23 protein-coding genes and 1 pseudogene are annotated in these 26,749 nt (G+C 71.1%); 12 read left to right on the forward strand and 12 right to left on the reverse strand.

Annotated elements, in window-relative coordinates; genetic code table 11:
- Positions 1-231: 231 nt before the first annotated feature.
- The 4 genes from ABZO29_RS35175 to ABZO29_RS35190 all read left to right on the forward strand — a co-directional run bounded on the left by ABZO29_RS35175 (position 232) and on the right by ABZO29_RS35190 (position 5,020).
- Positions 232-1,404, forward strand: coding sequence for a DUF5685 family protein (locus tag ABZO29_RS35175; protein ID WP_367324230.1), 1,173 nt, complete (start codon positions 232-234; stop codon positions 1,402-1,404).
- A 307-nt stretch (positions 1,405-1,711) separates the two neighbouring features.
- Positions 1,712-2,620, forward strand: coding sequence for a S1 family peptidase (locus ABZO29_RS35180; protein WP_367324231.1), 909 nt, complete (start codon positions 1,712-1,714; stop codon positions 2,618-2,620).
- Positions 2,621-2,814: 194 nt separating this feature from the next.
- Positions 2,815-3,705: a slipin family protein gene (locus ABZO29_RS35185; protein ID WP_367326329.1), complete on the forward strand. Its 891-nt coding sequence runs from the start codon at positions 2,815-2,817 to the stop codon at positions 3,703-3,705.
- A gap of 232 nt (positions 3,706-3,937) precedes the next feature.
- Positions 3,938-5,020, forward strand: a complete 1,083-nt coding sequence (locus tag ABZO29_RS35190) for a S1 family peptidase (protein ID WP_367324232.1) — start codon at positions 3,938-3,940, stop codon at positions 5,018-5,020.
- 67 nt (positions 5,021-5,087) lie between these two features.
- Here the strand turns inward: ABZO29_RS35190 and ABZO29_RS35195 are convergent.
- Positions 5,088-5,301: pseudogene (locus tag ABZO29_RS35195) on the reverse strand (DUF3533 domain-containing protein); the annotation flags it as partial.
- A 261-nt stretch (positions 5,302-5,562) separates the two neighbouring features.
- On the opposite strand from ABZO29_RS35195, the gene ABZO29_RS35200 reads away from it, so the two are divergent.
- Positions 5,563-8,997 carry a DNA polymerase III subunit alpha gene (locus ABZO29_RS35200; protein ID WP_367324233.1) on the forward strand — a complete coding sequence of 1,145 codons (3,435 nt, stop codon included), beginning with the start codon at positions 5,563-5,565 and terminating at the stop codon, positions 8,995-8,997.
- A complete protein-coding gene (locus tag ABZO29_RS35205; protein ID WP_367324234.1) occupies positions 8,994-9,968 on the forward strand; it encodes a hypothetical protein in 975 nt (324 codons plus the stop codon). The genes ABZO29_RS35200 and ABZO29_RS35205 overlap by 4 nt, the downstream gene beginning before the upstream one ends.
- Before the next feature lie 17 nt (positions 9,969-9,985).
- On the opposite strand, the gene ABZO29_RS35210 is transcribed toward ABZO29_RS35205, so the two are convergent.
- Entirely contained in the window at positions 9,986-10,360 is a 375-nt protein-coding gene (locus ABZO29_RS35210) for a cupin domain-containing protein (RefSeq protein WP_367324235.1), read from the reverse strand.
- A 94-nt stretch (positions 10,361-10,454) separates the two neighbouring features.
- On the opposite strand from ABZO29_RS35210, the gene ABZO29_RS35215 reads away from it, so the two are divergent.
- Both ABZO29_RS35215 and ABZO29_RS35220 read left to right on the forward strand, forming a co-directional pair.
- Positions 10,455-10,901, forward strand: a complete 447-nt coding sequence (locus ABZO29_RS35215) for a MarR family winged helix-turn-helix transcriptional regulator (RefSeq protein ID WP_367324236.1) — start codon at positions 10,455-10,457, stop codon at positions 10,899-10,901.
- Positions 10,902-11,074: 173 nt separating this feature from the next.
- Entirely contained in the window at positions 11,075-11,932 is an 858-nt protein-coding gene (locus ABZO29_RS35220; RefSeq protein ID WP_367324237.1) for an esterase/lipase family protein, read from the forward strand.
- Between the two features lie 73 nt (positions 11,933-12,005).
- On the opposite strand, the gene ABZO29_RS35225 is transcribed toward ABZO29_RS35220, so the two are convergent.
- On the reverse strand, positions 12,006-12,959 hold the full coding sequence (locus ABZO29_RS35225; protein WP_367324238.1) for a lytic polysaccharide monooxygenase: 954 nt from the start codon (positions 12,957-12,959) through the stop codon (positions 12,006-12,008).
- 169 nt (positions 12,960-13,128) lie between these two features.
- Between ABZO29_RS35225 and ABZO29_RS35230 the strand changes: the two genes are divergently transcribed.
- A complete protein-coding gene (locus ABZO29_RS35230; RefSeq protein WP_367324239.1) occupies positions 13,129-13,578 on the forward strand; it encodes a GNAT family N-acetyltransferase in 450 nt (149 codons plus the stop codon).
- 13 nt (positions 13,579-13,591) lie between these two features.
- Here ABZO29_RS35230 and ABZO29_RS35235 read toward each other — a convergent pair whose 3' ends face one another.
- Positions 13,592-13,726: a hypothetical protein gene (locus ABZO29_RS35235; protein WP_367324240.1), complete on the reverse strand. Its 135-nt coding sequence runs from the start codon at positions 13,724-13,726 to the stop codon at positions 13,592-13,594.
- 140 nt (positions 13,727-13,866) lie between these two features.
- Between ABZO29_RS35235 and ABZO29_RS35240 the strand changes: the two genes are divergently transcribed.
- Positions 13,867-14,481: a class I SAM-dependent methyltransferase gene (locus ABZO29_RS35240; protein ID WP_367324241.1), complete on the forward strand. Its 615-nt coding sequence runs from the start codon at positions 13,867-13,869 to the stop codon at positions 14,479-14,481.
- Positions 14,482-14,487: 6 nt separating this feature from the next.
- Here the strand turns inward: ABZO29_RS35240 and ABZO29_RS35245 are convergent, their stop codons facing one another.
- Positions 14,488-14,988 (reverse strand): DUF402 domain-containing protein, encoded by a 501-nt coding sequence (locus ABZO29_RS35245; RefSeq protein ID WP_367324242.1) that lies wholly within the window; start codon positions 14,986-14,988, stop codon positions 14,488-14,490.
- Positions 14,969-15,934: an N-acetyltransferase family protein gene (locus tag ABZO29_RS35250; RefSeq protein ID WP_367324243.1), complete on the reverse strand. Its 966-nt coding sequence runs from the start codon at positions 15,932-15,934 to the stop codon at positions 14,969-14,971. The genes ABZO29_RS35245 and ABZO29_RS35250 overlap by 20 nt, the downstream gene beginning before the upstream one ends.
- 71 nt (positions 15,935-16,005) lie before the next feature.
- On the opposite strand from ABZO29_RS35250, the gene ABZO29_RS35255 reads away from it, so the two are divergent.
- The gene (locus tag ABZO29_RS35255; RefSeq protein ID WP_367324244.1) at positions 16,006-16,374 is read left to right on the forward strand and encodes a GntR family transcriptional regulator; all 369 of its coding nucleotides are present in this window, start codon (positions 16,006-16,008) and stop codon (positions 16,372-16,374) included.
- A gap of 273 nt (positions 16,375-16,647) precedes the next feature.
- Here ABZO29_RS35255 and ABZO29_RS35260 read toward each other — a convergent pair whose 3' ends face one another.
- A complete protein-coding gene (locus tag ABZO29_RS35260) occupies positions 16,648-17,418 on the reverse strand; it encodes a DUF72 domain-containing protein (RefSeq protein WP_367324245.1) in 771 nt (256 codons plus the stop codon).
- A gap of 30 nt (positions 17,419-17,448) precedes the next feature.
- Complete coding sequence (locus ABZO29_RS35265) at positions 17,449-18,543, reverse strand: DUF5925 domain-containing protein (protein ID WP_367324246.1); 1,095 nt, start codon at positions 18,541-18,543, stop codon at positions 17,449-17,451.
- A gap of 167 nt (positions 18,544-18,710) precedes the next feature.
- Between ABZO29_RS35265 and ABZO29_RS35270 the strand changes: the two genes are divergently transcribed.
- A complete protein-coding gene (locus ABZO29_RS35270; protein WP_367324247.1) occupies positions 18,711-20,129 on the forward strand; it encodes a xylan 1,4-beta-xylosidase in 1,419 nt (472 codons plus the stop codon).
- A gap of 27 nt (positions 20,130-20,156) precedes the next feature.
- Here ABZO29_RS35270 and ABZO29_RS35275 read toward each other — a convergent pair whose 3' ends face one another.
- From ABZO29_RS35275 to ABZO29_RS35290, 4 genes are read right to left on the reverse strand one after another with little or no spacing between them, the layout of a single operon-like run.
- Positions 20,157-23,978, reverse strand: a complete 3,822-nt coding sequence (locus ABZO29_RS35275) for a lipopolysaccharide biosynthesis protein (RefSeq protein ID WP_367324248.1) — start codon at positions 23,976-23,978, stop codon at positions 20,157-20,159.
- Positions 23,971-24,771, reverse strand: a complete 801-nt coding sequence (locus tag ABZO29_RS35280; protein ID WP_367324249.1) for a polysaccharide deacetylase family protein — start codon at positions 24,769-24,771, stop codon at positions 23,971-23,973. Before ABZO29_RS35280 ends, ABZO29_RS35275 begins: the two co-directional genes overlap by 8 nt.
- A complete protein-coding gene (locus ABZO29_RS35285; protein WP_367324250.1) occupies positions 24,764-25,753 on the reverse strand; it encodes a glycosyltransferase family 2 protein in 990 nt (329 codons plus the stop codon). The genes ABZO29_RS35280 and ABZO29_RS35285 overlap by 8 nt, the downstream gene beginning before the upstream one ends.
- Positions 25,750-26,571 carry a glycosyltransferase family 2 protein gene (locus ABZO29_RS35290; RefSeq protein ID WP_367324251.1) on the reverse strand — a complete coding sequence of 274 codons (822 nt, stop codon included), beginning with the start codon at positions 26,569-26,571 and terminating at the stop codon, positions 25,750-25,752. Before ABZO29_RS35290 ends, ABZO29_RS35285 begins: the two co-directional genes overlap by 4 nt.
- Between the last annotated feature and the right edge of the window lie 178 nt (positions 26,572-26,749).

A 26,749-nucleotide genomic window follows, 5' to 3' on the forward strand; every position in this document is an offset into this window, starting at 1 on the left:
GGGGGGTTTGTGACGGTACTGGTGCACAGCGGATCCGTCGAGAGCCCCCGTCCACCAAGGGTCTTGCCACGGACGGCTGCTGACTGTGAGTGAAATATGATTCTTCGCGGCGTATGGGTGAATGCGGAGCGTCCGGGTGAACGCGGCTGTCGATACGATGCGGCAGCTCAGCGTCGAACGCAGCAGATACGAACCAGTTACGAACCAACTCACGAACCACGGGGGAGCGTCGTGTTCGGAATCGTCAGGCCCTGTCGCCATCGGCTCGGAGAACGTCTCGCCGGTCAGTGGATGGCGCATCTGTGCGGGCTGTGCCTCGCGTTGCGCAAGGACCACGGACAGTTCGCTCGTATCGTGACGAACTATGACGGGCTGCTCATATCGGTTCTGACGGAGGCTCAGGCCGTCGAGCCGGGCGACGGATGGCGGCGTACGGCGGGACCGTGCCCGTTGCGCGGAATGCGTACGGCCTCCGTCGCACAGGGCGAGGGCGCGCGGCTCGCGGCGTCCGTCTCGCTGGTGCTCGCCTCGGCCAAGGTGCGCGACCATGTCGCCGACGGGGACGGACTGCTGGCCCGCAAGCCGGTGGCGCTCGCCGCACGCCGGGTGGCGGCGAGTTGGGGCGCGGGGGGAGCCCGTACCGGCTCCGCCGTCGGGTTCGACACCGCCGTACTCGTCGACGCCGTGGACCGGCAGATCGGCATCGAGACGCTCGCCGGGCCGGGCACGCCGATCCTCGCCGTCACCGAACCGACCGAGACCGCGACCGCCGCGGCCTTCGCGCACACCGCCGTCCTCGCCGGGCGGCCGGGCAACGCCGAGCCGCTCGCCGAGGCCGGACGTCTCTTCGGACGGCTGGCGCACCTTCTGGACGCCGTGGAGGACAGGGAGGCCGACGCCGCGTCGGGCGCCTGGAACCCGCTCACCGCGACCGGGACCTCGCTCACCGAGGCCCGCCGGCTCGCGGACGACGCGCTGCACGGGATCCGGCTGGCGTTGCGCGAGGTGGAGTTCGAGGACGCCAAGCTCGCGCATCTGCTGCTCGCGCACGAGTTGCGGCGCTCGGTGGACCGGGCGTTCGGCACGGCCTCGTGCTCGCATCGCCCCGAGGCGTACGGGCCGCCGCCGGGCAACCCCTACGCCCCGTCCGGCCCCGGTGGCCCGCAGTCGCCGCCGGAGCCACCGCGGCGTGACCGGCGCGGTCTGCTCGCGGGGTGCCTGGTGTGGGCGGGGCTCGCCTGCACGTGCCAGATGTGCTGCGGCGAGTACGAGGACCCGTGGAGCCGGGAACGCAGGGAAGGGTTCTGCAGCCAGTGCGACTGCAGCGGGTGCGGCGACTGCTGCAACTGCTGTGACTGCTGCGGGAACTGCTGTGACGGGTGTGACTGCGGCTGCGATTGCTGAACCTGCCGTGCGCCTTCGCCGACCACTGCGTCCACCCCTTCCGCCGCCGGGAACACGCTGGGCACTGCGGTCGCGGCGGGGAGCGCAACCGGCCTGACGGCGTGCGAGGGGACCAACTCGAAGAGGTCGTTCAAAGATTGACGGCCGAAAGGCGCCCTTGCGTGTACGGGGCGCCTGGCCGAATACTCCCCCACAGCGCTTGTCAGGGGCACGCCGTGTGTACGGGATCCCGACTGCGGCCTCCGACTGCGCCTCACGGGCCCCGACCCCACGCGGGCCCCCGACTTCCCCTGGGAGGGAACGAAAAGTGAGGATCAAGCGCACTACCCCCCGCAGCGGTATCACGAGACGGACCCGGCTGATCGCCGTCTCCACCGGACTCGTGGCCGCAGCCGCGATCGCGATCCCCAACGCGAGCGCGTCGGACACCCCCAGCACCTTCAGCGCCACCCAGCTCAAGAGCGCCAGCGGCTCGGTGCTCAAGGCCGACGTCCCGGGCACCGCCTGGGCCGTCGACAGCAAGACCAACCGTGTCGTCGTCACCGTCGACAGCACGGTCTCCCAGGCCGAGATCGCGAAGATCAAGGAGCAGGCCGGCGGCAACGCCGACGCGCTGACGATCAAGCGGACCTCGGGCAGGTTCACCAAGCTGATCTCAGGCGGCGACGCCATCTATGCGAGTAGCTGGCGCTGCTCGCTGGGCTTCAACGTCCAGGACAACAGCGGGAACTACTACTTCCTGACCGCCGGTCACTGCACCGACGGCGCGGGCACCTGGTGGTCGAACTCGTCCCACTCGACCACGCTCGGCTCGACCGCCGGCTCCAGCTTCCCGACCAACGACTACGGCATCGTGCGCTACACGAACTCGTCGGTCACCAAGTCGGGCGCCGTGGGCAGCGTGGACATCACCAGCGCGGCCACGCCCTCCGTGGGCACCACGGTCTACCGCCGGGGCTCCACCACCGGCATCCACAGCGGTCGTGTCACCGCGCTCAACGCGACCGTCAACTACGGCGGCGGCGACATCGTCTACGGCATGATCCAGACCACGGTCTGCGCCGAGCCCGGCGACTCCGGCGGCCCGCTGTACTCGAACAGCGGTATCGCCTACGGTCTGACCTCCGGCGGCAGCGGCAACTGCAGCTCCGGCGGTACGACCTTCTTCCAGCCGGTCACCGAGGCGCTCAGCGCGTACGGGGTGCACGTCTACTGACGTGACCCTCCCGTCGGTCCTCCGCACGACCTGATCCAACAGCCGGCAGCAGGCGAGCCCCCGCACCCAACCGGTGTGCGGGGGCTCGCCCTTGTGCGGAGCGCGGAGTTACCGTCGAGGGAGGCCTTTCACGCAGGCCTTGATGCACGTCCGACGTGCCTCGGATGCGCCCACTTCGGATCCTGGGGGCCGTGATGGTCGAGGAGCTGGTGGCGGCGGGAGTGACGCTCGTGTCCGCCGGAGCGGTGTACGTGATGGCGGCGGCGCGGGTCGTCAAGCAGTACGAACGGGGTGTGGTGTTCCGGCTCGGCAAGCTCCGGTCGGAGGTGCGCGGACCGGGGTTCACCATGATCGTTCCGGGTATCGACAAGCTCCGCAAGGTCAACATGCAGATCGTGACGATGCCGGTGCCCGCGCAGGAGGGCATCACCCGGGACAACGTCACGGTGCGGGTGGACGCCGTCGTCTACTTCAAGGTGACCGCTCCGGCCGAGGCGGTCGTCCGGGTCGAGGACTACCGGTTCGCGGTCTCGCAGATGGCGCAGACGTCGCTCCGGTCCATCATCGGCAAGAGCGAACTGGACGATCTGCTCTCCAACCGCGAAAAGCTCAACCAGGGGCTGGAGCTGATGATCGACAGCCCGGCGGTGGAGTGGGGCGTCACCATCGACCGGGTCGAGATCAAGGACGTGTCCCTGCCCGAGACCATGAAGCGGTCCATGGCCCGCCAGGCCGAGGCCGACCGCGAGCGGCGGGCCCGGGTCATCAACGCGGACGCCGAACTGCAGGCGTCGAAGAAGCTGGCCGAGGCCGCGCAGCAGATGGCGGACACGCCGGCCGCGCTGCAACTGCGGCTGCTGCAGACGGTGGTGGCGGTCGCCGCCGAGAAGAACTCGACGCTCGTGCTGCCGTTCCCGGTGGAGCTGCTGCGGTTCCTGGAGAAGGCGCAGCAGGCGCCGACGGTGCCTCAGGTGGATCGGCAACCGGTGCCGACGGCACCTCAGCAACCGGTGCAGGAGCAACTTCCCTCCCCGGGGCCGCGCTTGGGTCTTGCCCCTGAGGGGGCGAATTCAGGACAGGCCTAGACCTCACAGGCTGGTGCAGGTTACTCGCATGTAGTGTTTGCGCTGCGAATTCGCCTGGAGTGACCGTGGACAGTCAAGTCTGAGGGGGCGTGCAATCGCGTTCTACGCGCGTCCTGAAGTCAACCTTGTGCGCTCCCCATGAGGTTCGGAAGAGTGGCTGCCCGTCAACCAGCCTTCCGGTCCGCGCGGTCCCCACAACCGCCCGGACGGACCCCCCACAGGAGGACGTGAGTTGAAGCACCGACGCATACCCAAGCGGCGGGCAGCCGTGGCAGGTGCGGGCATCGCCGCACTCGTCGCCGCGGGAGTCACCTTCCAGACTGCGAACGCCAGCGAGCCCACGAAGACCCCCGCGCCCGAGACCCTGTCGATCGCGGCGGCCGGAAAGCTCGCCTCCACGCTCGGCAAGGACCTCGGCACCGCCGCGGCGGGAACGTATTACGACGCGAAGGCGAAGAACCTCGTCGTCAACGTGCTCGACGAGGCCGCGGCGAAGACCGTCGAGGCGGCCGGCGCCAAGGCCAGAATCGTCGAGAACTCCCTCGCCGCGCTGAAGAGCGCCCGTACGACCCTCAAGGGCGACGCGACCATCCCCGGCACCTCCTGGGTGACCGACCCGACGACGAACAAGATCGTCGTCACCGCCGACCGCACCGTCTCCGCGACCGAGTGGACCAAGCTCACCAAGGTCGTCGACGGGCTCGGCACCGTGGCCGAACTCAAGCGCACCAAGGGGGAGTTCAAGCCCTTCATCGCCGGCGGTGACGCGATCATCGGTGGCAGCGGACGCTGCTCGCTCGGCTTCAACGTGGTCAAGGGCGGCGAGCCCTTCTTCCTGACCGCGGGTCACTGCACCGAGGCCATCTCCACCTGGTCGGACTCCAGTGGCAAGGAGATCGGCACCAACGAGGTCTCCAGCTTCCCGGACAACGACTACGGCCTGGTCAAGTACACCGCCGAGGTCGACCACCCCAGCGAGGTCGACCTCTACAACGGCTCCGCGCAGCAGATCACGGGCGCGGCCGAGGCCACCGTCGGCATGGAGGTCACCCGCAGCGGCTCCACGACCCAGGTCCACGACGGGACGGTGACCGGCCTGGACGCCACCGTGAACTACGGCAACGGCGACATCGTCAACGGCCTCATCCAGACCGACGTCTGCGCCGAGCCCGGCGACAGCGGCGGCTCCCTCTTCTCGGGCGGCAACGCCATCGGCCTCACCTCCGGCGGCAGCGGCGACTGCACCTCCGGCGGGGAGACGTTCTTCCAACCGGTGACGGAGGCGCTGTCGGCGACGGGCACCGAGATCGGCTGACGGCTCCGCGTCGCAGTGAAGTCCCGCCCCGCGCGCGAGGGGCGGGACTTCCGCATGCCCGGTGTCCTCAGGTCCGTGCCGGGGGCCGCCGCGGTGACGTCGCCGGCAGGGTGATCACGACGCCTGCGAGCGCCCACGCGGACGGCACCGGCAGGGAGACGGTCATGTCGTTGCCCTCGAAGTAGGCGAGCGCGCCGTCCACGTCCCCGCGCCCGGTGGCAGTGCCGGCCGATCGCCTTCCGGAACGGCGGCAGCAGCGGCAGCGGCAGGGCGCCGCCCGCGCGGGCGACCACCCCGACCACGAGCAGCGTGGCCCGCAGGGCGGCGGCGTCCTTCACGTCGGCGAGGAAGGAGCCGCGGGAGGGCCGATACCGGCGGGCTGTGTCATGTCCCCGAGGTCGGGGCCCTCTGCCGTTTTCGCAGGTGGGGCGCGCTCGAACGGATGTCGCACAGATGTTCGGGGATGGGGGTATGGTGGGGGTGGGAGTGTAGGGAACTGATGTTCGAGAGCTCGTCGGGGCTCGAGAGTGCGGGAGGTGCGTGTGCCGGGCTTCACGCATCTGCACACCGTCTCCGGGTTCTCCCTGCGGTACGGGGCGTCGCACCCGGAGCGCCTGGCCGAGCGCGCCTCCGAGCGGGGCATGGACGCCCTCGCCCTCACCGACCGCGACACCCTCGCCGGCACGGTCCGCTTCGCCAAGGCCTGCGCGAAGGCGGGCGTCCGCCCGCTGTTCGGCGCGGAGCTGGCGGTGGCGGAGTCCGCGTCCGTACGACGGGGCGACGAGTCCGTACGCCGGGAAAGGCGCCGCACCCCCGTGCGCGGAGGTGCCTTCATCGACGAGTCGACACCCCGCGTCACCTTCCTCGCACGGGACGGCGCCCGCGGCTGGGCCGACCTGTGCCGGATCGTCACTGCGGCCCACACCGCGGAGGGCACGCCCCTGCTGCCCGCCGCCGACAACCACGCCGACGGCCTGACCGTCCTGCTCGGCCCCGCCTCCGACGTCGGCCGCGCCCTCGTCGCGGGGCGTCCGGACCGCGCGGCCAGGCTGCTCGCCCCCTGGCGGGAGGCCTACGGCGACGCCCTGCGCCTCGAGACGGTCTGGCACGGCCGCGAAGGCACCGGCCCCGGCTCCCTGCGGCTGGCCGCACGCACCCTCGGCTTCGCCGCCGAGCAACGCGTCCGGCCGGTGCTCAGCAACGCCGTCCGGTACGCCGACGCCGGCCTGGGCCCGGTCGCCGACGTCCTGGACGCCGCCCGGCGCCTGGTCCCCGTCGACCCCACCAAGGAACTGGACTCCGGCGAGGCCTGGCTCAAGGACGCGGGCGCCATGCTGCGGGCTGCCGAGCGGATCGTCGAGGCCGCGGGCTACCGGCGCGACACCGCACACCGCCTGCTGGAGCAGACGCAGGCGACGGCCGCCGAGTGCCTGGTCGACCCCGAGGACGACCTCGGCATCGGCACCGTCCACTTCCCCGAACCGCACCTCGTGGGCGCGGGCCGCCGCACCGCCCAGCGGGCGCTGGCCTCGCGGGCGGTGGCGGGGATGGTGCTGCACGGGTACGCCGGGAAGCGCGCGTACTGGGAGCGGATGCACCGGGAACTGGACATCATCGCCCACCACGGCTTCGCCTCGTACTTCCTGACGGTCGCTCAAGTCGTCGACGACGTGAAGGGGATGGGCATCCGGGTCGCCGCGCGCGGTTCCGGAGCCGGCTCCCTCGTCAACCACCTCCTCGGCATCGCGAACGCCGACCCGATCGAGCACGGGCTGCTGATGGAGCGCTTCCTGTCGAAGGAGCGGATCGTCCTGCCCGACATCGACATCGACGTGGAGTCGGCCCGCCGGCTGGAGGTCTACCGCGCGATCATCGACCGGTTCGGCGCCGAGCGGGTCGCGACGGTCTCGATGCCGGAGACGTACCGCGTCCGCCACGCGATCCGCGACGTCGGCGCCGCCCTGTCCATGGACCCGGCCGACATCGACCGCATCGCCAAGTCCTTCCCGCACATCCGCGCCCGCGACGCCCGTGCCGCCCTGGAGGAACTGCCCGAACTCAAGGAACTGGCGGGGGAGAAGGAGAGATACGGGCGGCTCTGGGAGCTGACCGAAGCCCTCGACGCCCTCCCGCGCGGAGTCGCCATGCACCCCTGCGGGGTCCTGCTCTCCGACGCCTCCCTCCTCTCCCGTACGCCGGTGATGCCGACCAGCGGCGAGGGCTTCCCCATGTCGCAGTTCGACAAGGACGACGTCGAGGACCTCGGGCTGCTCAAGCTCGACGTGCTCGGGGTGCGGATGCAGTCGGCGATGGCGCACGCGGTCGCCGAGGTGGAGCGGGTGACGGGCGTCAGGGTCGACCTGGACGCTCTGCCGCCGGGTGACCCGGCGACGTACCAGCTCATCCGTTCCACCGAGACGCTGGGCTGCTTCCAGATCGAGTCGCCCGGCCAGCGCGACCTGATCGGGCGGCTGCAGCCGACCACCTTCCACGACCTCGTCGTGGACATCTCGCTGTTCCGGCCCGGTCCGGTCGCCGCCGACATGGTGCGGCCGTTCATCGCGGCGCGGCACGGGCGGGCGCCCGTCGGATACCCGCACCCGGATCTGGAGCGGCCGCTGCGGGAGACGTACGGAGTCGTCGTCTTCCACGAGCAGATCATCGACATCGTCGCCATCATGACCCGCTGCGGGCGCGGCGAGGCGGACCGGGTGCGGCGCGGGCTTTCCGACCCGGAGTCGCAGGGGCGGATCAAGGTGTGGTTCGCGCAGCACGCGGCGGCGAACGGATACGACGCAGAAACGATTCAGCGGACCTGGGAGATCATTGAGGCCTTCGGCAGTTACGGCTTCTGCAAGGCGCACGCGGTCGCCTTCGCCGTACCGACGTACCAGTCGGCGTGGCTGAAGGCGCATCACCCGGCCGCCTTCTACGCCGGGCTGCTCACCCACGACCCCGGGATGTACCCGAAGCGGCTGCTGCTGGCGGACGCGCGGCGGCGCGGGGTGCCGATCCTGCCGTTGGACGTGAACAAGTCGGGTGTCGCCCATCGTATCGAACTGGTGTCTGAATCTGACGGGGTGTGGGGTCTGCGGCTCGCCCTCTCCGACGTGCACGGCATCAGCGAGGCCGAGGCCGACCGGATCGCGGACGGACAGCCGTACGACTCACTGCTCGACTTCTGGGAGCGGGCGCGCCCGAGCCGCCCGCTGGCCCAGCGACTCGCACAGGTCGGCGCGTTGGACGACTTCGGCGCCAACCGGCGTGATCTGCAACTGCACCTGACCGAGCTGCACCGGGGTGCCCGGCGTGCGGGCGGCGGTCAACTCCCGCTGGCCGGCGGGCGGAAGACCGCACCCGCCGGGCTGCCCGACCTGTCCTCCGCCGAGAGGCTCAGCGCCGAGCTGGGTGTGCTCTCCATGGACGCCTCGCGCAACCTGATGGACGATCACCGCGCGTTCCTCGACGAGCTGGGCGTGGTGTCGGCGCGACGGCTGCGCGAGGCGCGGCACGGGGAGACCGTGCTGGTCGCGGGCGCCAAGGCGGCCACCCAGACCCCGCCCATCCGGTCCGGCAAGCGGGTCATCTTCTCCACCCTGGACGACGGCACGGGCCTGGTCGACCTCGCCTTCTTCGACGACTCCCACGACGCCTGCGCCCACACCGTCTTCCACTCCTGGCTGCTGCTGGTGCGCGGGGTGGTGCAGCGCCGCGGGCCGCGCAGCCTCAGCGTGGTGGGCGCCGCCGCCTGGAACCTCGCCGAGCTGGTCGACCTGCGGGCCGAACACGGCCTCGACGCGGTCGCGGCACGCCTTGCGGAGCCCGTGCCGCAAGGGGACGGAGATCCGACGCACGGGCGGCGAATCCAAATGCCCACCGGATACGAAATGCATCCGTGGGCCGATGTGCGCCCGGCGGGCGAAGAGCCCGCGACAGTACGGAAGTTGTGGCACCAGAGTCCGGGGAGTGCGGGATGACCATCCTCTGCGTACGTTTCCAGCTGCCGCCGACGCACGAGGCGGCCCTGCCGGGGCTGCTCGGCCTGCTCGAGGAGTTCACCCCGGTCGTCGAGGCCCTGCCGCCGGACGGGGCGCTGGCCGATCTGCGGGGCGCCGAGAGGTACTTCGGGCGCAGCGCGGTGGAGCTGGCGTCGGTGATCCGCGTCCGCTCCCTCGCGCTGTACGGCGTCGACTGCCTGATCGGCGCCGGGCCGGGGCCGATGCTGGCCCGCATGGCGCTGGGGGACGCCGAGCCGGGGGTGACCTGCGCGGTCCCCGAAGAACCGGACGCCGTCGCGGAGTTCCTCGCCGAGCGGCCCGTCGGCGTACTTCCCGGCGTCGGCGCCGCGACCGCCCGCACCCTGTGCGAATACGGCCTCGACACTCTCGGCCTTGTCGCCGCCGCGCCCCTGTCCACGCTGCAGCGCCTGGTCGGCGCGAAGACCGGACGTGAGCTGCACGAGAAGGCGAGCGGCGTCGACCGCGGCCGGGTCGTCCCGAACGCCGTCTCCCGCTCCCTGGCCGCCGAACGCCCCTTCACCCGCGACGAGCTGGACCCCGACCGGCACCGCCGCGCCCTGCTCTCGGCCGCCGAGGAACTGGGCACCCGGCTGCGCGCCCTGGACAAGGTCTGCCGCACCCTCACCCTCACCGTGCGCTACGCCGACCGCTCCTCGACGACCCGCAGCCGCACCCTCAAGGAACCGACCGCGCACTCGGCGGCGCTGACCAGGGCGGCGTACGGCATGTACGAGGCGCTCGGCCTCCAGCGCGCCCGCGTCCGCGCGCTCGCCCTGCGCGCGGAGGGCCTCGGCCCCGCCGAACAGGCCTCCTACCAGCTCACCTTCGACCCCGTCGACGAGAAGCTCCGCCGCATCGAGGAGGTCGCGGACCGCGCGCGAGCGAAGTTCGGGCCGCGGGCGGTGATGCCTGGGGCGCTTGCGGCGTAACTCCATGTGGTGGGAGGTCAGTTGGCCCATGGAGGCGTGACGCGTGTGCCGTCGGCCAGCTCCGCTTCCAGGCCGATGGAGGTGGTGACCCAGGAGATCGCGACCTCGGTCGTCGGGTTCTCGACGGCGAGGGTCGCCCCCGGGTTGATGATCACCGTGTCGCCCGCGGTGACGCGTTCGCCGCGGCCGTCGAGCGTGATCAGCAGCTCACCGCTGAGCAGATGGAAGATCTCCTCGCGGTTGACGGTGTGGGCGGGGGCCTTGGTGCCGGCGGGGATCTCGCCGCGCCAGGCGCACAGCTCCCGTGCACCGGTGAGGGGAGTGGCGTACGAGACGAAGCGGGCGCCGTGCATCTCGTGGACGACGGCTTCGGACGAACGGATGACGGGCATGGGTGCCTCCCGTGAGGAGATGGTCAAGACACTTGACTATATAGCCCCATAGTCAAGCTGCTTGACCAGTCCGTCAAGGGTGTTTCAATGAGGCGTGCAGAACTCCGAGGCCATGGCCCTGTCCGCCGCCCTGCTCGCCGTCGCCGGTGACCTCACGCAACGCATCAACGCAGGTGTGCTCGCCCGTGGCTACGAGGGGATGAGGCCCGCGCACGGCTTCGCCTTCGCCCGGCTGGCCCCGGGCGGTGCGACGGTGACCGACCTCGCCGTCCATCTCGGAGTGACCAAGCAGGCCGCCAGTCAGCTCGTCGACGAGATCGTGCGCAAGGGGTACGCCGAGCGGCGGCCGCATCCCGAGGACGCGAGGGCCCGGCTGATCGTGCTGACCGAACGCGGCTGGGCCTGTACGCGGGCGGCGGAGGAGGCGGCCGCGGAAGTCGTACGGGTGTGGGTCGAGTTGCTCGGGGAGGGGCAAGTGCGGGCGTTGCGCGAGCAGTTGGTGCGCATCGCTCCCTATGGCCCCATCAGGCCCACCTGGTGATGACTCATCGGTGATTTTCGGGTGTCGCCGGTTATCGCTGGAAGTTTTTACTGACGCGTAACTTCACTGTTGAGCTACTCGCTCGTAACTTGACGAGTGAACAGCATCCTCGTGATCCGGATCACAGGGCGTACGGCCATCGCAACTCCCTTGAGCCGCAAGGAGATCACACGATGCTGCCCTGGAAGCGAGTGCTCAGACCGCTCGCCGCGCTCCTGCTGACCGCCGCCGCCGTCACCTTCCCCGCCACCGCCGCCCACGCCGCCGACTCCCACAGCGGTTGGAACGACTACGACTGCAAGCCGTCCGCCGCCCACCCCCGCCCCGTCGTCCTGGTCCACGGCACCCTCGCGAACTCCGTCGACAACTGGCTGGCCCTCGCGCCGTACCTGGAGGACCGCGGCTACTGCGTCTTCTCCCTCGACTACGGCCAACTGCCGGGCGTCCCGTTCTTCCACGCCCTCGGCCCGATCGACAAGTCGGCAGAGCAACTGTCCGCCTATGTCGACAAGGTGCTCGCCGCGACCGGCGCCGCCAAGGCCGACCTCGTCGGCCACTCGCAGGGCGGCATGATGCCCCGCTACTACCTCAAGTTCCTCGGCGGAGCCACCAAGGTGAACGCCCTGGTGGGCATCGCACCCAACAACCACGGCACCACCCTCAGCGGGCTGACCAACCTGCTGCCGTACTTCCCCGGCGCCGAGGACCTGCTCACGAGCGCCACTCCCGCCCTCGCCCAGCAGATCGCCGGGTCCGACTTCATGGCCAAACTCAACGCCGGCGGCGACACCGTGCCCGGCGTGCGCTACACGGTCATCGCCACCAGGTACGACGAGGTGGTCACGCCGTACCAGACCCAGTTCCTGAGCGGGTCCGCCGTGAAGAACGTCCTGATCCAGGACCTGTGCCCGCTCGACCTGTCCGAGCACGCGCTGATCGGGCTGACCGACCGGATCGCCTTCCACGAGGTGGCCAACTCTCTCGACCCGGCCCACGCCACCGCCACCACCTGCGCGTCGGTGTTCAGCTGAGCGTGGGTCGTACGAACGTACCGCCGGGGCCCGACCGGCCTGAGCCGCCGGTCAGGCCCCGGAGTCCTGTGGCTCAGCGCCTGCCCACCGCACGCCGGCGCACCGACGTGAACAGGGCCGCCGCACCGAGCGCGAGGGCGGCGGCGCCACCGATCGCGAAGTACGCGGTGCTGCTGTCGCCGCCGGTCTCGGCGAGGTTCGCCGTGGCACCGGCCGCCGCAGGCCGGTTGTGCGCGGCCGTCGCGGTCGGCTCCGCGGACGTGGCGGCGTCGTCGTCACCGTGACCGCCGTGCTCGATCGTCGACTTTTCGGCACCGTCCTCGATCTGCTCCTCCGAGGGAGCGGAGGCGGTCGGGGCGGGGGAGGAGCCGCTCCCACCCCCGGCACTGCCGCCTCCAAAGGTGACGTCGGAGCAGGAGTAGAACGCCTCGGGACTGTCCGAGCGCTGCCAGACCGCGTACAGCAGCTGCCTGCCGGAGCGCTCGGGAAGGGCCCCGGTGAACGTGTAGAAGCCGCCTGACGCGACCGGGTCGGCAGCCGTCGCGACCGGGTGCTCCAGATCCAGGTCCTCCCAGGCCAGCGGCCGGGCCGGGTCGTAACCGGCCTTGGTGATGTACACCTTGAAGGTGCCCCTGTGCGGTGCCGTGACGCGGTACTTGAAGGTGTACGAGCCGCTGCTGACGCCGGTGGCCGGCCAGTCGGCGCGGGCCAGGTCGAGCCCCTTGAACTCCTCGTTGTTCGCGCTGCACAGCTTGCCGTCCGGGATCAGCGCCTGATGCCGCCCGTCGGCGTCGCCGATGCGGATGCCGTTCCAGTCGTAGAGCGCCTGCGTGCCACCGGCCGCGACGGCCGCCTTGCAGGCGTCGGACCTCGGACTCTCGGGCCCTTCCGCGTAGCACTGCGAGACCCGGCTCACCGGATCCCCCATCGAACCGTGCGCGGATGCGGGGGCGGCGGCGAGCGCGGTGATCGCGAGCGGCACCGCGCCGAGGGCGGCGACCGTGACGACCGTGCGGCGTGCGGGCATGCGGGAACTCCTCGAGACGGTCCTGGAAGCGGGACTGAACGCCGTGGGGGCGATCAGAAAGCTAGCCCCAAGAAACCGCGAAATCGCCTGCTGGAGGCCGGTGATGGAGATCCTTATGGTGGCGTTAAGGGAGTGCTCAGGCAGGGATGAGGTAGGTAGCGTGAGCGGCATGCCGGACGACGAGATCCGGGCGGCGGTGGCCGCCGACGTACCCGCCGTGAAGGCCGTCACCGATGCCGCCTACCACCACTACATCGAGCGCATCGGGGTCGTGCCGCAGCCAATGGAAGCGGATCACGCGGCGAACGTGGCCGCGGGGCGGGTGTTCGTGATCGGGGAACCCGTGATCGGACTCGTGGTGGTCGAGGCGTTTGCGGACCATCTGTTCCTCGACAGCATCGCCGTCCGTCCCGACGCCCATGGCAGGGGTGTCGGGCGGCGGCTGCTCGAGTTCGTGGACGCACGCGCGCGTGCGCTGGGTCTGGCCGAGGTCAGGCTCTATACGAACGCCATGATGTGGGAGAACCAGAGGATCTACCCGAAGTACGGCTACGAGCTCGTGGAGCGTCGGGCCGAGGGGCCCTACGACCGCATCCACTACCGCAAGCGGCTGGCCTGACGAACCTCGCTGGTCATCCGTCCGGCCACCAGGTTCGTGCGATGTCCTTTCGGACCTCCGGGCGTCCGGCGGGGCTTTCGTCGGCCTCGTCCCGGACTCGGCGGGAGTCCTTCTTCTTCAGGGGCTTCTGCACTGTCATGCGGCGCATGGCTGCCTCCTTCAGGGGCTATCGGGTTCCGCGTTCTCACGGAGATAGACCCTTTCGAGGAGAGTTCCTCATCGATTGCCGGTCTGTCAGTGGCGGCTGTCACGATGGGACTGTCAGTGGCGGGTGTCACTCTTGGGCGCATGACGAACACGGGTGACGGCAAGACTTCGGTGAGTGTCGACTGGGACGCGGCGGCGGCAGCCTTCGACGACGAGCCGGACCACGGGCTGCGCGATCCCGCGGTGCGCGCGGCCTGGGCCGAGCGGCTGCGCACCTGGCTTCCCGAGCGACCCGGCGACGTCCTCGACCTCGGCTGCGGCACCGGCAGCCTCTCGCTCCTCGCCGCCGAGCAGGGCCACCGCGTCACCGGCGTCGACCGTTCCCCGGCCATGGTGGACCTGGCCCGCACCAAGCTCGCCGGGCGTGACGCGGTGTTCCTGGTGGGTGACGCGGGCGCGCCTCAGGTGAGGGAGCAGTTGTTCGACGTCGTCCTCGTACGGCATGTGCTGTGGACCTTCACCGACCCCGCCCGCGTCCTGCGGCACTGGCGCGACCGGCTCCGGCCCGGAGGCCGGTTCGTGCTGGTCGAGGGCGTGTGGGGGACGGCCGGTCCGGTCGGTGTTTCGGCGGACCGGCTGACCGCCCTGCTGAGGCCGATCACCGGGGACGTGCGCGTGGAGCACCTGTCGGGCGACGCGCTGCTGTGGGGGAAGGCCGTCGACGACGAGCGATACGCGGTGGTGGCGACGGTGTGAGGTCGCTCACGCCAGCAGTGCGCCGAAGTCGCCCCCGCGCGCCAGCGCCTCCAGTTCGTCGAGCGCCCTCACCGCCGAGGCCGCCGCCTCCGGGTCCCTGTCCGCCAGACCGCTCTCCGCGAACTCGTCCTCGTCCAGCCGCCGTACGTCCGTGCCGTCGGCCGAGCGCCAAAGGTCCAGGTCGAGGTCCTCGACGACGAGTTCGGTGCCGGAGAAGGCGGCCGGGCGGGTGATGTCGCAATACCAGCCCTTGAGCGCACCCGCGGCGTCGCGGACCTCCTTCACGGAGTACCACCGGTCCCGCCAGTAGTACTCCGTGAAGACGTCACCGGACTGGAAGCGTACGAAGCCGAAGTCGCGGGCACCCTCGCCCGCCCACGGGGCCCGTACGGCGATGCGTGAGCCGTCGTCACCCAGCAGCTCCGCCTCGTAACGGATCTTCGTCCGGCCGCCCTTGACCAGGACGACATCCACGAGGCGTGTCCCGTCAGCCGAGTTCGCGGACATGGCGCACCTCCGTCGCGCAGATCTCGTACCCGAGCCACTTGTTGATCGCGAGCATCGGGCCGTTGCCGCTGTCGTTGCCCGTGAACGCCTCCGTGAACCCGGCGGCACGGGCCCGGTGCAGGGAGTGGATCTTGGTGAGTTTGGCCAGGCCCCGGCCGCGGTGGGCCCGGGCCGTGCCCGTCATGGCGGTGGAGATGGGGGTCCCCCCGCTCGAGCGCAGTCGAGAGTGGGGGAGGCCGACGCCGTCCGTGTGGGCGACGCTGAAGGCGGCCGGACGGCCGTCCACGACCGCGACCACCGTCAGCTCGCGGTCGAGCAGCGGGTGCTTCCAGTTCTCCTCGACCCAGGCGTCGTAGTCGGTGAACTCGGTTTCGACGTCGCTGGGTTCGTCGGACGTCGTCTCGGTGTCCAGCTCGAACAGCGGGCGTGGATCGGCCGCGAAGTCGGCGGCGGTGCGCAGTTCGACGCCCGGCGGCGGGGGCTGGAGCGCGGGGAGCGTGCCGTCGGCCAGGTCCAGGCGCAGGAAGTGTGCGATGCGGCTGGCCCGGTAGCCGTGCCGCTCGGCGAAGGCGCGGTTCGCCGGCTCGTCCAGGACCCAGGAGAACAGCCTGGTCGCCCCCTCCACGGCCAGGTGCTCCTCGGCCGCGCGGACCAGGAGTCGGCCCGCGCCGCGGCGTGTGCGGTCCGGGCGCACGTAGATGTTGAGGTAGCCCTGCCCCGGCTCCGGGCTGTCGTGGGCGAGGCCGAGCTGGGCCGTGCCGATCACCTCGCCGTCCTCCTCCGCGACGAGGGACCGGTACCGGGCGTCCGGATGCGTGTGGACGAGGCGGTGGAGGACGCCCTCGGGGGTCCACAGGACATAAGGGAGGGCGAGGTGGCGGACATGGGCGAAGCCCTCGACGTCGGCCCGGACGTCGGGACGGAGATCGCGCACGATCACGGTCATGTGCGGGCACGCTACGCGGGGGACGCCCCCGGATGCCTCCCATTTTCCGGCGGGTACGGGACAATCTCTGCGTGACCTTGAAGATCCACATCGATGAGAGCGCTCCGCCGTACGAGCAGGTGCGGGCACAGATCTCCGAGCAGGCGCGATCGGGGGCGCTGCCGGTGGGGTACCGGCTGCCGACGGTGCGGGGACTGGCGGAGTCGCTGGGACTGGCGGCGAACACGGTCGCCAAGGCGTACCGGGCGCTGGAGACCGACGGGGTGATCGAGACGCGGGGGCGCAACGGGACGTTCGTGGCCGCGGCGGGCTCCGCTGCGGAGCGGGAAGCGGCGGCAGCCGCTCAGACGTACGCCGAGCGTGTCCGACGGCTGGGACTCCCCGAGGACGCGGCGCTCGCCGCCGTGCGGGACGCCCTGCGGGCGGCCTATGGGGGGTAGTCGCCAGGAGGGTCCCCCCGCTCGAGCGAAGCCGTGAACGGGGGGAGTCGGCAACCGACGACAACGCCGCGGATGTGCGTGCCGAACCCCGCGTCGGCGGCATGATCCGCCCGAAAGGCCCAGGCCCCAAGCGCGTCGGGCGAAGTCCGCTGCGGTTCGGCGGCGCCCTGAAGGGGCGCGGGGCCCTATCGATATGCGGCTCCGCCGCGTCACGACCGGCCACGAGGGCGCCGTAGACGATCGACGGCACAGCGCGGCACTTCAGCGGAGCGCTCAGGCCTGCGCCAGGTGCTCCGGTGTGCGGGTGACCTCCATGCCAGTCGTCCTTGCCGCCCGAGCGAAGGTCATCGCGTCCCGCACCGCCGCCCCGTTCGGGTCGTTGTTGAAGTACGCGTACACGTCCTGGCCGGCGGACCACGTCTGCGAGATCCGCTCGACCCACGTCTCCAGCGACTGCCGGCCGTAGCGCGGCCACGCCTGGGCCCGGCCCTGGTGGAAGCGGACGTAGCCCCAGTCGGTGGTCCGCCACAGCGGGGTCACCGGGCGGGCGCGCACGTCGGCCCAGCACAGGGCCGCGCCACGCGCCTCCAGGATTTTGCGGACCTCGGGTGTCCACCACGACTCGTGCCGGGGTTCCACCGCGATCCGGGTGCCGGACGGGAAACAGGCCAGGCAGGTGTCCAGCAGGTCGGCGTCGACGCGCAGGGTCGGCGGGAGCTGCAGCAGTACCGGCCCGAGGCGGGCACCCAGGCCCTCCGCGTGGGACATCAGCCGGTGCACCGGCTCCTCGGGGTCCCGCAGCCGCTTGATGTGGGTCAGATAGCGGCTCGCCTTCACCGCGACCACGAAGCCCGGCGGCAGCCGGCTCCGCCAGGCCTCGAAGTTCTCGCGCGTCGGCAGCCGGTAGAAGGCGTTGTTGATCTCGACCGTGGCGAAGTGTTCCGCGTACTCCTCCAGCCACAGCCGCATGGGCACACCGGACGGGTACAGGACGTCGCGCCAGTCCTTGTACTGCCACCCCGACGTACCGACGAACAGGGCCATACACCCATGAAAGCACCGGCTCGAAGGTGGCTACAGGTACAGCCCGGCGTCCGATCTGCCCCGTGGCTCCGGAAGCGACGTGGGGGACGTGCCCCGGCGCAGCGCGTACAGCTCCGCCAGCGTCGCGCCGTCGCGGCCCACGCCCTCCTCGGTGCCCAGCCAGTCCACCGCCTCCGTGCGGGTCAGCGGGCCCACCTCGATGCGGGCCAGACAGCGGCCGGGGCGGACGACCGCCGGGTGGAGCCGCTCCAGGTCCTCGTTGGTGGTGACGCCGACCAGGACGTTGCGGCCCTGGCCGAGCAGGCCGTCGGTGAGGTTCAGCAGGCGGGACAGGGCCTGGCCGGCTGTGTGCTTGGCCTCGCCGCGGATCAGTTCGTCGCAGTCCTCGAGCAGCAGCAGCCGCCAGCGGCCCTTGCCCGCCGCGTCCTCCTCGCCGATCGCGATGTCCATCAGATAGCCGACGTCACTGAAGAGCCGCTCCGGGTCCAGGACGCAGTCCACCTGGCACCAGTCCCGCCAGGACCGGGCCAGCGTCCGCAGCGCCGACGTCTTGCCGGTGCCGGGCGGGCCGTGCAGCAGCAGCAGCCGGCCCGCGATGTGCTCGGGGGTCGTGCCCATCAGGCGGTCCATCGCCTCCGCCACCGGTGCCGTGTAGTTCGCCCGCACCTCGTCCCACGTGCCCGCCGAGATCTGGCGCGTCGTACGGTGCGGGCCCCGCCTCGGGGACACGTACCAGAAGCCCATCGTCACGTTCTCCGGCAGAGGCTCGGGCTCGTCCGCCGCGCCGTCCGTGGCCTGGTCGAGGATCTTCTGCGCCAGTTCGGCGCTGGTCGCCGTCACCGTGACGTCCGCGCCCCGGTTCCAGCGGGAGATCAGCAGGGTCCAGCCGTCGCCCTCCGCCAGCGTCGCGCTGCGGTCCTCGTCGCGGGCGACGCGCAGTACACGGGCGCCCTGCGGCAGCAGCGTCGCGCCGGAGCGCACGCGGTCGATGTTCGCCGCGTGCGAGAACGGCTGCTCGCCCGTCGCGAAGCGGCCGAGGAACAGCGCGTCGACGACGTCGGACGGGGAGTCGGAGTCGTCGACGGTGAGCCGGATCGGCAGGGCGTCGTGTGGATGCGCGGACATGGCGCCATGATCCGGCACGGGGGCGCCGTGTGCATCCGGTTTCCGCGGTACGCGCCGAAGGCGAACCGGGCAACCGTGTGTCGGTCGTATCCTTTTCGTCCTGTTACAAGGCTGTGCATCTACGGCATCTGCCCGCGCCGCCGTCTCCCCCACTACTGTTGCCCTTGATGGGACGTCATGGGTGGAATTCGGGGGCACGGCGGTGGCGGCTCACCGCGCTGCTCGGCGTGGGCGTGGCCGTTCTGGCCCTGATCGTGACCCTGCTCAACACGCTGCCGGGGAACGGAAGTACGAGCGGCACCACCCCCGACGGCGACAAGGTGCACGGCACGCCCGCCACCCAGCAGGCCGAACGGGCCGGACCCGAGGTGGGCTGGGGCTTCACCCACACCCAGTTCAGCGCCGACGAGGGCAGCGGCGCGGCCACGAAACGTGTGGAAGGGCTGCTGGCCAAGACTCCCTTGCCGCAGGTCCAGGCCATCATGGGCTGGGGCGCCGACAACCCCGAGCCGGTCAAGGGGCGCTACGACTTCGAGGCGCTGGACCGCCGCGTCGACTTCGTCCGCGCGTCCGGCGGCACACCGGTCATCACCCTGTGCTGTTCCCCCGACTGGATGAAGGGCGGCAAGGCGGGCGTGGACAACACCGACTGGAGCCAGGCCGCCCTGGAGACCGCGCCCGAATCCGAGCACTACAAGGACTTCGCCGCGCTCGCCGCAACCGTCGCCAGGCGCTACCCGGACGTCCGCCACTTCATCGTCTGGAACGAGTTCAAGGGCTTCTGGAACGACGCCGAGGCCCGCTGGGACTACGAGGGGTACACGCGGATGTACAACCTCGTCTACCGGGCGCTGAAGAAGGTGAGCAACGACATCATGGTCGGCGGGCCGTACCTGGTGATGGACAGCGTCGACCCGCGCGCGGCAGAGGCCTCGAAGACCTTCAAGGGCAGTTGGGGCGCCATGGACCAGCGCGTCCTCGACGCCTTCTCCTACTGGAACAAGAACAAGGCGGGCGCCGACTTCGTCGTCGTGGACGGCTCCAGCTACACCAACGACGACGAACTGCTGCCGAACGAGTTCGCCGCCACCGACAAGTTCACCGCGGTGGGCCGGTGGGTGCGGCGGCAGACGGGCAACCTGCCGCTGTGGTGGGCCGAGTACTACGTCGAGCCCGCCGACGGCAAGGACGAGCGCAAGGGCTGGTCCGAGGCCCGCCGCGTCGCCGTCCAGGCCGCCGGAATGATCGCCATGGCCAAGGGCGGCGCCTCCTCCGGCTTCTACTGGAACCCGGAGAAGGAGAACGGCCCCGGCTGCCCCGGCTGCCTGTGGACGCCGACGGACAGTGGCGACGGCGGTGCGAAGCTGCCCATGTACGACCTGATCTCGCGGTTCAGCTCGGAGTTCCCGGCGGGCACGAAGTACCGGACCGTGTCCGTCGCCGCCGACGACGTGCCCAACGTGCGGGTCCTCGCCTCCGACAAGGCCGTCCTCGTGGTCAACATCCTGGACCGGCCGATCAGCGCGCTGATCGACGGCAAGCGCTTCGAGATGCAGGCGTACGAAGTGAAGTGGCTCACCGGGTGATCCCGGTGAGCCACATACGGGACTTCGTCACTTCAGGGTCAGGAACCGCTGGATCAGCGCGGCGAACAGCACCGCCAGCAGCGGCAGCGAGAACCAGAAGCTGCTCTGCAGCCACCGCAGCTGCCGTACGCCCGGCCGCACCGCGACCCGGACCGCCTCACGCGCCGTCAGCAGCACGATCAGTGCCAGCGCGGCGAGGGCGCCGACGACCGACCAGGGCGTCCATGTCACCTGCGGCCCGATCGGCCCGGGATCGGGCTTCGGGACCTTGCCTTCCGGCTGCTTCTTCAGCGCGTACATGGTCACGTCGTCGTTGACGAGGACCTTCTTCAGCTCCGGCCGCCTGTCCAGGTTCTGGATCAGCCGCGGTTCCCAGGTCGCCGAGTAGCCCACGTCCATCTGGAGGTAGGTGACCTGGCTGACGTTGATCATCAGATAGGAGTTCGGGCCCGCGTCCTTGAGCGCCTTGACCAGCCCCGACACCAGCACCGGGTCGCTCGGGGCGAGGGTGGGGACGTAGTTCACCTTCTCCATGTCCTGCGCGCCCCACGGCATCGCCGGCGTCACGTTGTTCAGCGTGTCGTTGCTCAGCCACAGCAGCCGCACGGTCGGATCGTCGTGGGCGTAGACGTAGTTCATGGCCGCGACCTCGCCGGGCCGGATCCGCTCGAACGGCTCGTTGCCCCAGCGGGCCACCAGGAAGCCGCCCATGAGGACCAGGCCGGCCATGAGCGCGGCAAGCGGGGCCAGGCTGACGCGGTCCTTGTCGCGTTCCTCCGCGGTGACGCCGGTGCGCGGGAAGAGCGCCAGGGCGGCGAGCAGGGCCGCGCCCGGAAGGGCGAACATGAAGACGCGCAGCGCCATCTCGCCGCCGTACGACTGCATGCCGAACCCCAGGAACGGCACGAAGGTCAGGACGAGCAGCGACCGCTCGCGGTACTTGTGGTCGCGCCGCCGCCACCAGCCCCAGCAGGCGAACGCCATCACACCGCCGGCCAGCAGCACCCGCGCGTACAGCACGAGCTTGTGCGTCGAACTGCCGCCCTCGATCCGGCCGGACACGGAGGACGACACGTTGCTGCCGACGCCGCCCACCCCGCCGAACAGTTCGTCGAAGTGCCCGGACCAGTACGGCTCGGCCATGAAGCCGACCCACGCCGAGACCAGCACGGCGAACAGCAGGGGCAGCCCGCGCAGTTCGGACTTGCCGATGGCGACCAGGACCGCCACCACGCCGAGCATCACGAACGGGGTGAGCTGGTGGGCCGGGACGCTCGCCGCGAACAGGCCGATCAGCACGGCCAGCAGGACGGCCCGCTGACGCCGGTTCGTCGGCTCGACCTCCGCCTCGCCGGGCCGCTTCTTCGTCCAGATCACGCGCGGTGCGCGGAACCAGACGAGCAGGATCGCCACGAAGACCAGGTACAGCAGGTACGTGAAGCCCTGCGGGGAGAAGTAGTCCTGGCCGACCCAGCCACTGAGCACGAAGACCCAGATGCCGGTCCACCTGGCCCGCCAGCTCGCCCGCATCGAGCGCACCAGGAGGAACATCGGCGCGAGGTACAGCAACTGGACGGCCGTCGGCCACCAGCGGATGACCTCGGTGAAGTCGTCGACCCCGCAGGCCTTCAGCACGAAGGCGGCGACCGCGAAGAAGCCCGGCCAGCTCCAGCGTGCGTCCAGGTCGGGCACGGCCGACCCGGTGCGGTCGATGTAGTCGAGGAACCCGAGGTGCTGCCAGGCCGTCGCGAACCGCGGCTCGGTCTCGATCACCGCGGGCAGCGCGTGCAGGGACACCACGGTCGCGAGCAGGGTGACCAGCAGCAGCGTCTTGTGCTCGCGCCCCAGCCACAGCAGCGAGGCGAACACCACCACCAGCAGCGCGGCCCCGACGAGGGTCGGCAGGGGCAGCACCGAGATGAGGCCGAGGCCGCCCATCTCGTCGAGGTCGGTCTCGCCGAGGCGCAGCGCGGGCACCCAGTACAGCAGGAGCGCGGCGGTCAGCAGACAGCCGAGGACCACCCCGACGCGGGTGGGCAGCAGGCGCTCGCGCAGCGACACGGGCGGCGGCACGGACACCGGTGGTACGTCCGGTTCCCGTACGAGCGACGCCTCCGCCTTCCGTACGAGCGACGCCTCAGCCTTCCGTACGACCGCTTCCTCCGCTTCGGCGTCCGCCCCGAACGGCGCGTCCACCTCGGCCGGGCCCAGCGAGGCCTCCGATCCGGGTTCGCGCGCTTCGACGGGCAGTCCCAGTTCGGGCCTGCGCGCCCAGGCCGGCCGGTGGTCCTCGGGGACCACCGGGGTGCCCGTGGGCGGTGTGCCCGGGCCGGGCCGGACGTCGGGGCGGCGTTCCAGGTGGTCGAAGTCGACGTGGACGCCGAGGGCCAGGGTGTCGTTGTCGAGGGCCCAGGCGGGCCGGTGCGTCCCGTTCGTGGCCGAAACCTCGCGCGCCCCCAGGTCGGCGAGGTCCCCGTCGGGTGCCGCGTCCTCGGGGACGGCGGACGCCGTGGCCCTGGCGGTCCGGTACAGCTTGGGTGCGGCGATTGCGACGATCACCGTGAGGGACGAGATCTCGGCGACGCCGGCGCCGGTCAGGCCCATGCGGGGGAGCAGCAGCAGGGTCAGACCGAGCACCAGGACGCACAACAGGCCCTGCAGCCAGGCGAGTCCGGCGGTGCGGCTCTGGGCGCGCAGGACCGCGAAGTACGTCTCCATGACGACCCGCAGCACCGCGCCGACCGCGAACCAGCGCAGCAGCGGGGTGGCCGCGTCCGCGTATCCCGCGCCGAAGACGCCGAGGATCCACGGCGCCCCGACGAACAGCACACAGGAGACCGGCAGCATGATCAGCGCCATGCGCCTGAGCGCGGCCCGGGTGTTGGCGGCCAGCCGTCCCGGATCGTGGGAGCCCTCCACGGTGAGGGAGGCGCCCATGTTGATGGCCAGGAGGTTGACCGTGCCGCCGATCGTCGTGGTGATGTAGAAGTACGCGTTGTCCTCGGAGCTGACCTGCGAGGCGATGATCACCGGGATGAGGTAGACGACGGCGAGCGAGAACAGCGAGCCGGTGTAGTCGCCGGCGAGGAACCTGCCGATCTCCTTGAGCGTCGGCGGATCCGCGTGGTCCTCGGTCGCCTCGACGTGCCGGGGCACCAGACGCCGGAACACCAGCCAGCCCAGCGGCACCACGGAGAAGGCGATGGCCGCCACCCAGGACACGAAGACGCCGGTGGTGGGGATGGCCACCGCGAAGGCGACCAGCAGCCCCAGCTTCACCGCCGAGAACACGGTGTTGCCGACGGGCACCCACAGCGCGCTGCGCAGGCCGGTGAGCACACCGTCCTGGAGGGTCAGCACGTTCCAGGCCACGATCGCGACGATGAAGCCGAGCCCGTTGAGCGGCCCGTGCAGGAAGCGGTACGACGGTCCCCAGACGTCCAGCGTCAGCAGGAAGACGCCCGCGGCCGCCGCCACGACGAGCGAACTGCCCGCGTAGGTGCGGAAGATCAGCCGTCCGGTGCGCCGCCCCGCGACGGGTATGAAGCGGGCCAGGGCGCCGGTCAGCGTCACCGCGGTCAGGCCCGCGAGGAGCTTCATCGCGGCGATCGCGGCGGAGCCCTGGCCGACCGCCGACTCGGAGTAGTAGCGGGCCGCGGCGAGCCAGAACCCCAGGCCGAGCACCGCGGAGATGCCGGTGTTCAGCATCAGGGCGTAGGCGTTGCGGAACAACTGACCGCCCCCGCCGGGAGACCTGCCGAGGCCGGGCAGGCGCAGCCGGCGCGCCGGCTGCTGGGGCGCTTCGGCCGCGGGCGACGCTGCCTGGGTCGTGGTCGTCGTGTCAGACACTGGTGAGGCCGGCCTTCCGGCGGATCTGGCGGGCTCTGCGGACCATGGCGTACCCCTTGGTGAGGACACGGTCCCGGGCGAAGGTGCGGGCGATCGCGCGGCCTTCGACCAGCCGCTCGAACGCCTCGATGCCGGTGCTGCGGCGCACCGTCACGCGGCGCAGGGCGTACGGCCCCTGGCGGCGGCGGGCGAGAGAGTTGCCGACGGCGAGCGCCTGGGCGAAGCCGTTCTCGCGCACCGCCTGCCGCACCCGGCGGCTGGAGTAGCCGTAGGGGTAGGCGAACGAGACGGGCAGGGCACCCAGTTCGTCGGCCACGATGTCCCGGCAGCGGGTCAGCTCGCGCCGGAGGCTGTCGTCGTCGAGCTGGTCGAGCTGCGGGTGGGTGTGGCTGTGCCCGCCGATCTCGACGTCGGCGCCGGCCAGCTCGCGCACCTGGTCCCAGTCCAGCATGGTGTCCAGGCCGCCTCCGGTGTCGTACGCGCCCCGGATCCAGCCGGTCGACACGAACAGGGTCGCCGCGAAGCCGTGCTTGGCCAGGACGGGCAGGGCGTGGCGGTGCACGCCCTCGTAGCCGTCGTCGAAGGTGATCAGGACCGGCCGCTCGGGCAGCGGCCCGCCGGAGCGCCAGCGGGCGGCGAGGGCCGCCGTGGTGACGGGCGTGAGGCCCAGGTCGCCGATCAGGGCCATCTGTTCGGCGAAGGCCTCCGGGCCGACCGACAGGACGCGGGTGGCGTCGTTCGGATCGGTCGCTATCGCGTGGTACATGAGGATCGGCACGGGCGTCTCACTCACTGGTTCCCCCCTCGATCGTCACCACCGAGAACGCACCTCCGCCCCTGCGCGCCCGGACACTCCCCACGACGTACCCCCCGGCCGCCGTGAGCACTCCGGCGACGATCGCGCCCGCCCGTCCCGCGCCGCCCGGCCGGGCGAGCAGCGCGTCGCGCAGCCCGCGCGCCACCCCGGCGGGCAGGACCCGGGTGGTGTACCGGCGTTCCGACTCGAGCCCCTTGCCCGCGCCCACACTCCGGGCGACGAGCGCTTTCGACAGGCCCTCGGCGTAGGTGCGCGTGCGGAAGTACCCGAAGTGCTCGCGCGCCTCGGGCACCCGGTGGTGGATCACCGCACGGTCGTCGATCAGCAGGACCGCGTCGGGTCTGGCGCGGGCGAGACGGATGCACAGCTCCGTCTCCTCGCAGCCCAGCGGACGCTTGTCCCCGTCGCGCCCGATGCCGGTGGCGAAACCGCCCGCCGCGTCGAACGCCGTACGGCGGAACGAGGCGTTCCCGCCGAGGACGTTGCGGACGCGGACCCGGCCGGACGGCAGACCCTTGTACGTACAGCCCACCACCCAGTCGAACTCCTCGGGGAACCACTGCGGCCGCCGCCCCGACGCCCAGATCGGCACCGTCCGGCCGCCGACGGCCATCACGCGCGGGTCGGCGTACGCGGAGGCGAAGTGCCGCAGCCAGTACCGCTCGGCCACCGCGTCGTCGTCGAGGAAGGCGACGACCTCGCCGCGCGAGGCCGCGATGCCGGTGTTGCGGCCTGCGGACAGCCCGCGGGGCCCCGCGTTGGCGAGCACGCGGACCTCGTCGGCCTCCTTGTACTCCTTGGTCAGCCGGTCCAGGAGCGCCGGGTTGTGGTCGACGACGAGGAGCGTCTCGAGCGCGGGATGCGATTGCGTCCGCACGGAGGAGACCGCCGCGAGGATGTCCTCCCAGCGGTCCTCGGTGTAGACGCAGATCACGACGGAGATGTCGGGACCGCTCAAGACACCTCTCCCCGGACCGTGTCGAGCAACGGCGAGTGCTGGGCCCGCGCGCGCAGCGCACGCCGGTTCGAGCGCTCCTTGAGGATCACCTTGAGCACCCGGAACCCGTCCCGCACGGCCCGCAGATTGCTGGCGCCGTGGATGCGCAGGTACTCGTGGCTGGGGATCTCCTGCACCTTGAGTCCGGCCTTGACCACCCGGATGTTCATCAGGGTCTCCACCTCGAAGCCGGTGCAGTCGAGGTCGATCTTGTCGAGGCAGTGCCGCCAGAACGCGTTGTATCCGTAGCAGAGGTCGGTGTAGCGGGCCCCGAACTTGCGGTTGACCACCGTGCACAGCGCCCAGTTGCCCAGCTTGCGGATGAGGGTCATGTCGTCGGTGCCGCCGCCGTTGGCGAAGCGGGAGCCCTTGGCGAAGTCCGCGCCCGAGACGAGGGCGGAGACGTACGACACGATCTCGTTGCCGTCGGCGGAGCCGTCCGCGTCGACCATCACGATGATGTCGCCGGTGCAGGCCTCGAAGCCGGTGATCAGGGCGTCTCCCTTGCCCTTGCCGCGCTGCTTCACGACCTTGACGCCGGGCCACAGGTCACGGGCGACCTCGACGGTGTTGTCGGTGGAATTGCCGTCCACGAGAACGACTTCGTGGATCCAGTCCGGAAGTGTCTTGAAGACGTACGGGAGGTTCTCCGCCTCGTTCATGGCGGGGATCACCACGCTCACCGGCGGCGCGATGGCCAGGTGGGTGGAGATAGGCCGGTATTTCCCGGCCGTCAGAGGACGATGCCCCGACGACGCCGGGCGCAGAACTGAGCTCATGAGTCTTGTCCCTCTCGTCCGGCGGACCGCCCGCCCCTGGGCGGCCCGGCTATGTGTCCGGTTCGAAAGGGGGGTTTCTCACTCACGGCACGACAAAGGCTCTGCGTGCACGCGGGTGAGCTGGCAAAGCTGGCCGGGCTGCCGGGAAGAACGGCAGCCGGTCGCGCGGCACGACCCG

This window comes from Streptomyces sp. HUAS ZL42, assembly GCF_040782645.1.
Taxonomy (GTDB): domain Bacteria; phylum Actinomycetota; class Actinomycetes; order Streptomycetales; family Streptomycetaceae; genus Streptomyces.

Coding starts and splice junctions, on each gene's coding strand:
- ABZO29_RS35235 (WP_367324240.1), bottom strand. CDS start 13,726: ATGCGCCGCATGACAGTGCAGAAGCCCCTGAAGAAGAAGGACTCCCGC.
- ABZO29_RS35205 (WP_367324234.1), top strand. CDS start 8,994: ATGACCATCCTCTGCGTACGTTTCCAGCTGCCGCCGACGCACGAGGCG.
- ABZO29_RS35265 (WP_367324246.1), bottom strand. CDS start 18,543: ATGTCCGCGCATCCACACGACGCCCTGCCGATCCGGCTCACCGTCGAC.
- ABZO29_RS35185 (WP_367326329.1), top strand. CDS start 2,815: ATGGTCGAGGAGCTGGTGGCGGCGGGAGTGACGCTCGTGTCCGCCGGA.
- ABZO29_RS35290 (WP_367324251.1), bottom strand. CDS start 26,571: ATGAGCTCAGTTCTGCGCCCGGCGTCGTCGGGGCATCGTCCTCTGACG.
- ABZO29_RS35260 (WP_367324245.1), bottom strand. CDS start 17,418: ATGGCCCTGTTCGTCGGTACGTCGGGGTGGCAGTACAAGGACTGGCGC.
- ABZO29_RS35230 (WP_367324239.1), top strand. CDS start 13,129: ATGCCGGACGACGAGATCCGGGCGGCGGTGGCCGCCGACGTACCCGCC.
- ABZO29_RS35240 (WP_367324241.1), top strand. CDS start 13,867: ATGACGAACACGGGTGACGGCAAGACTTCGGTGAGTGTCGACTGGGAC.
- ABZO29_RS35220 (WP_367324237.1), top strand. CDS start 11,075: ATGCTGCCCTGGAAGCGAGTGCTCAGACCGCTCGCCGCGCTCCTGCTG.
- ABZO29_RS35210 (WP_367324235.1), bottom strand. CDS start 10,360: ATGCCCGTCATCCGTTCGTCCGAAGCCGTCGTCCACGAGATGCACGGC.
- ABZO29_RS35225 (WP_367324238.1), bottom strand. CDS start 12,959: ATGCCCGCACGCCGCACGGTCGTCACGGTCGCCGCCCTCGGCGCGGTG.
- ABZO29_RS35245 (WP_367324242.1), bottom strand. CDS start 14,988: ATGTCCGCGAACTCGGCTGACGGGACACGCCTCGTGGATGTCGTCCTG.
- ABZO29_RS35250 (WP_367324243.1), bottom strand. CDS start 15,934: ATGACCGTGATCGTGCGCGATCTCCGTCCCGACGTCCGGGCCGACGTC.
- ABZO29_RS35270 (WP_367324247.1), top strand. CDS start 18,711: ATGGGACGTCATGGGTGGAATTCGGGGGCACGGCGGTGGCGGCTCACC.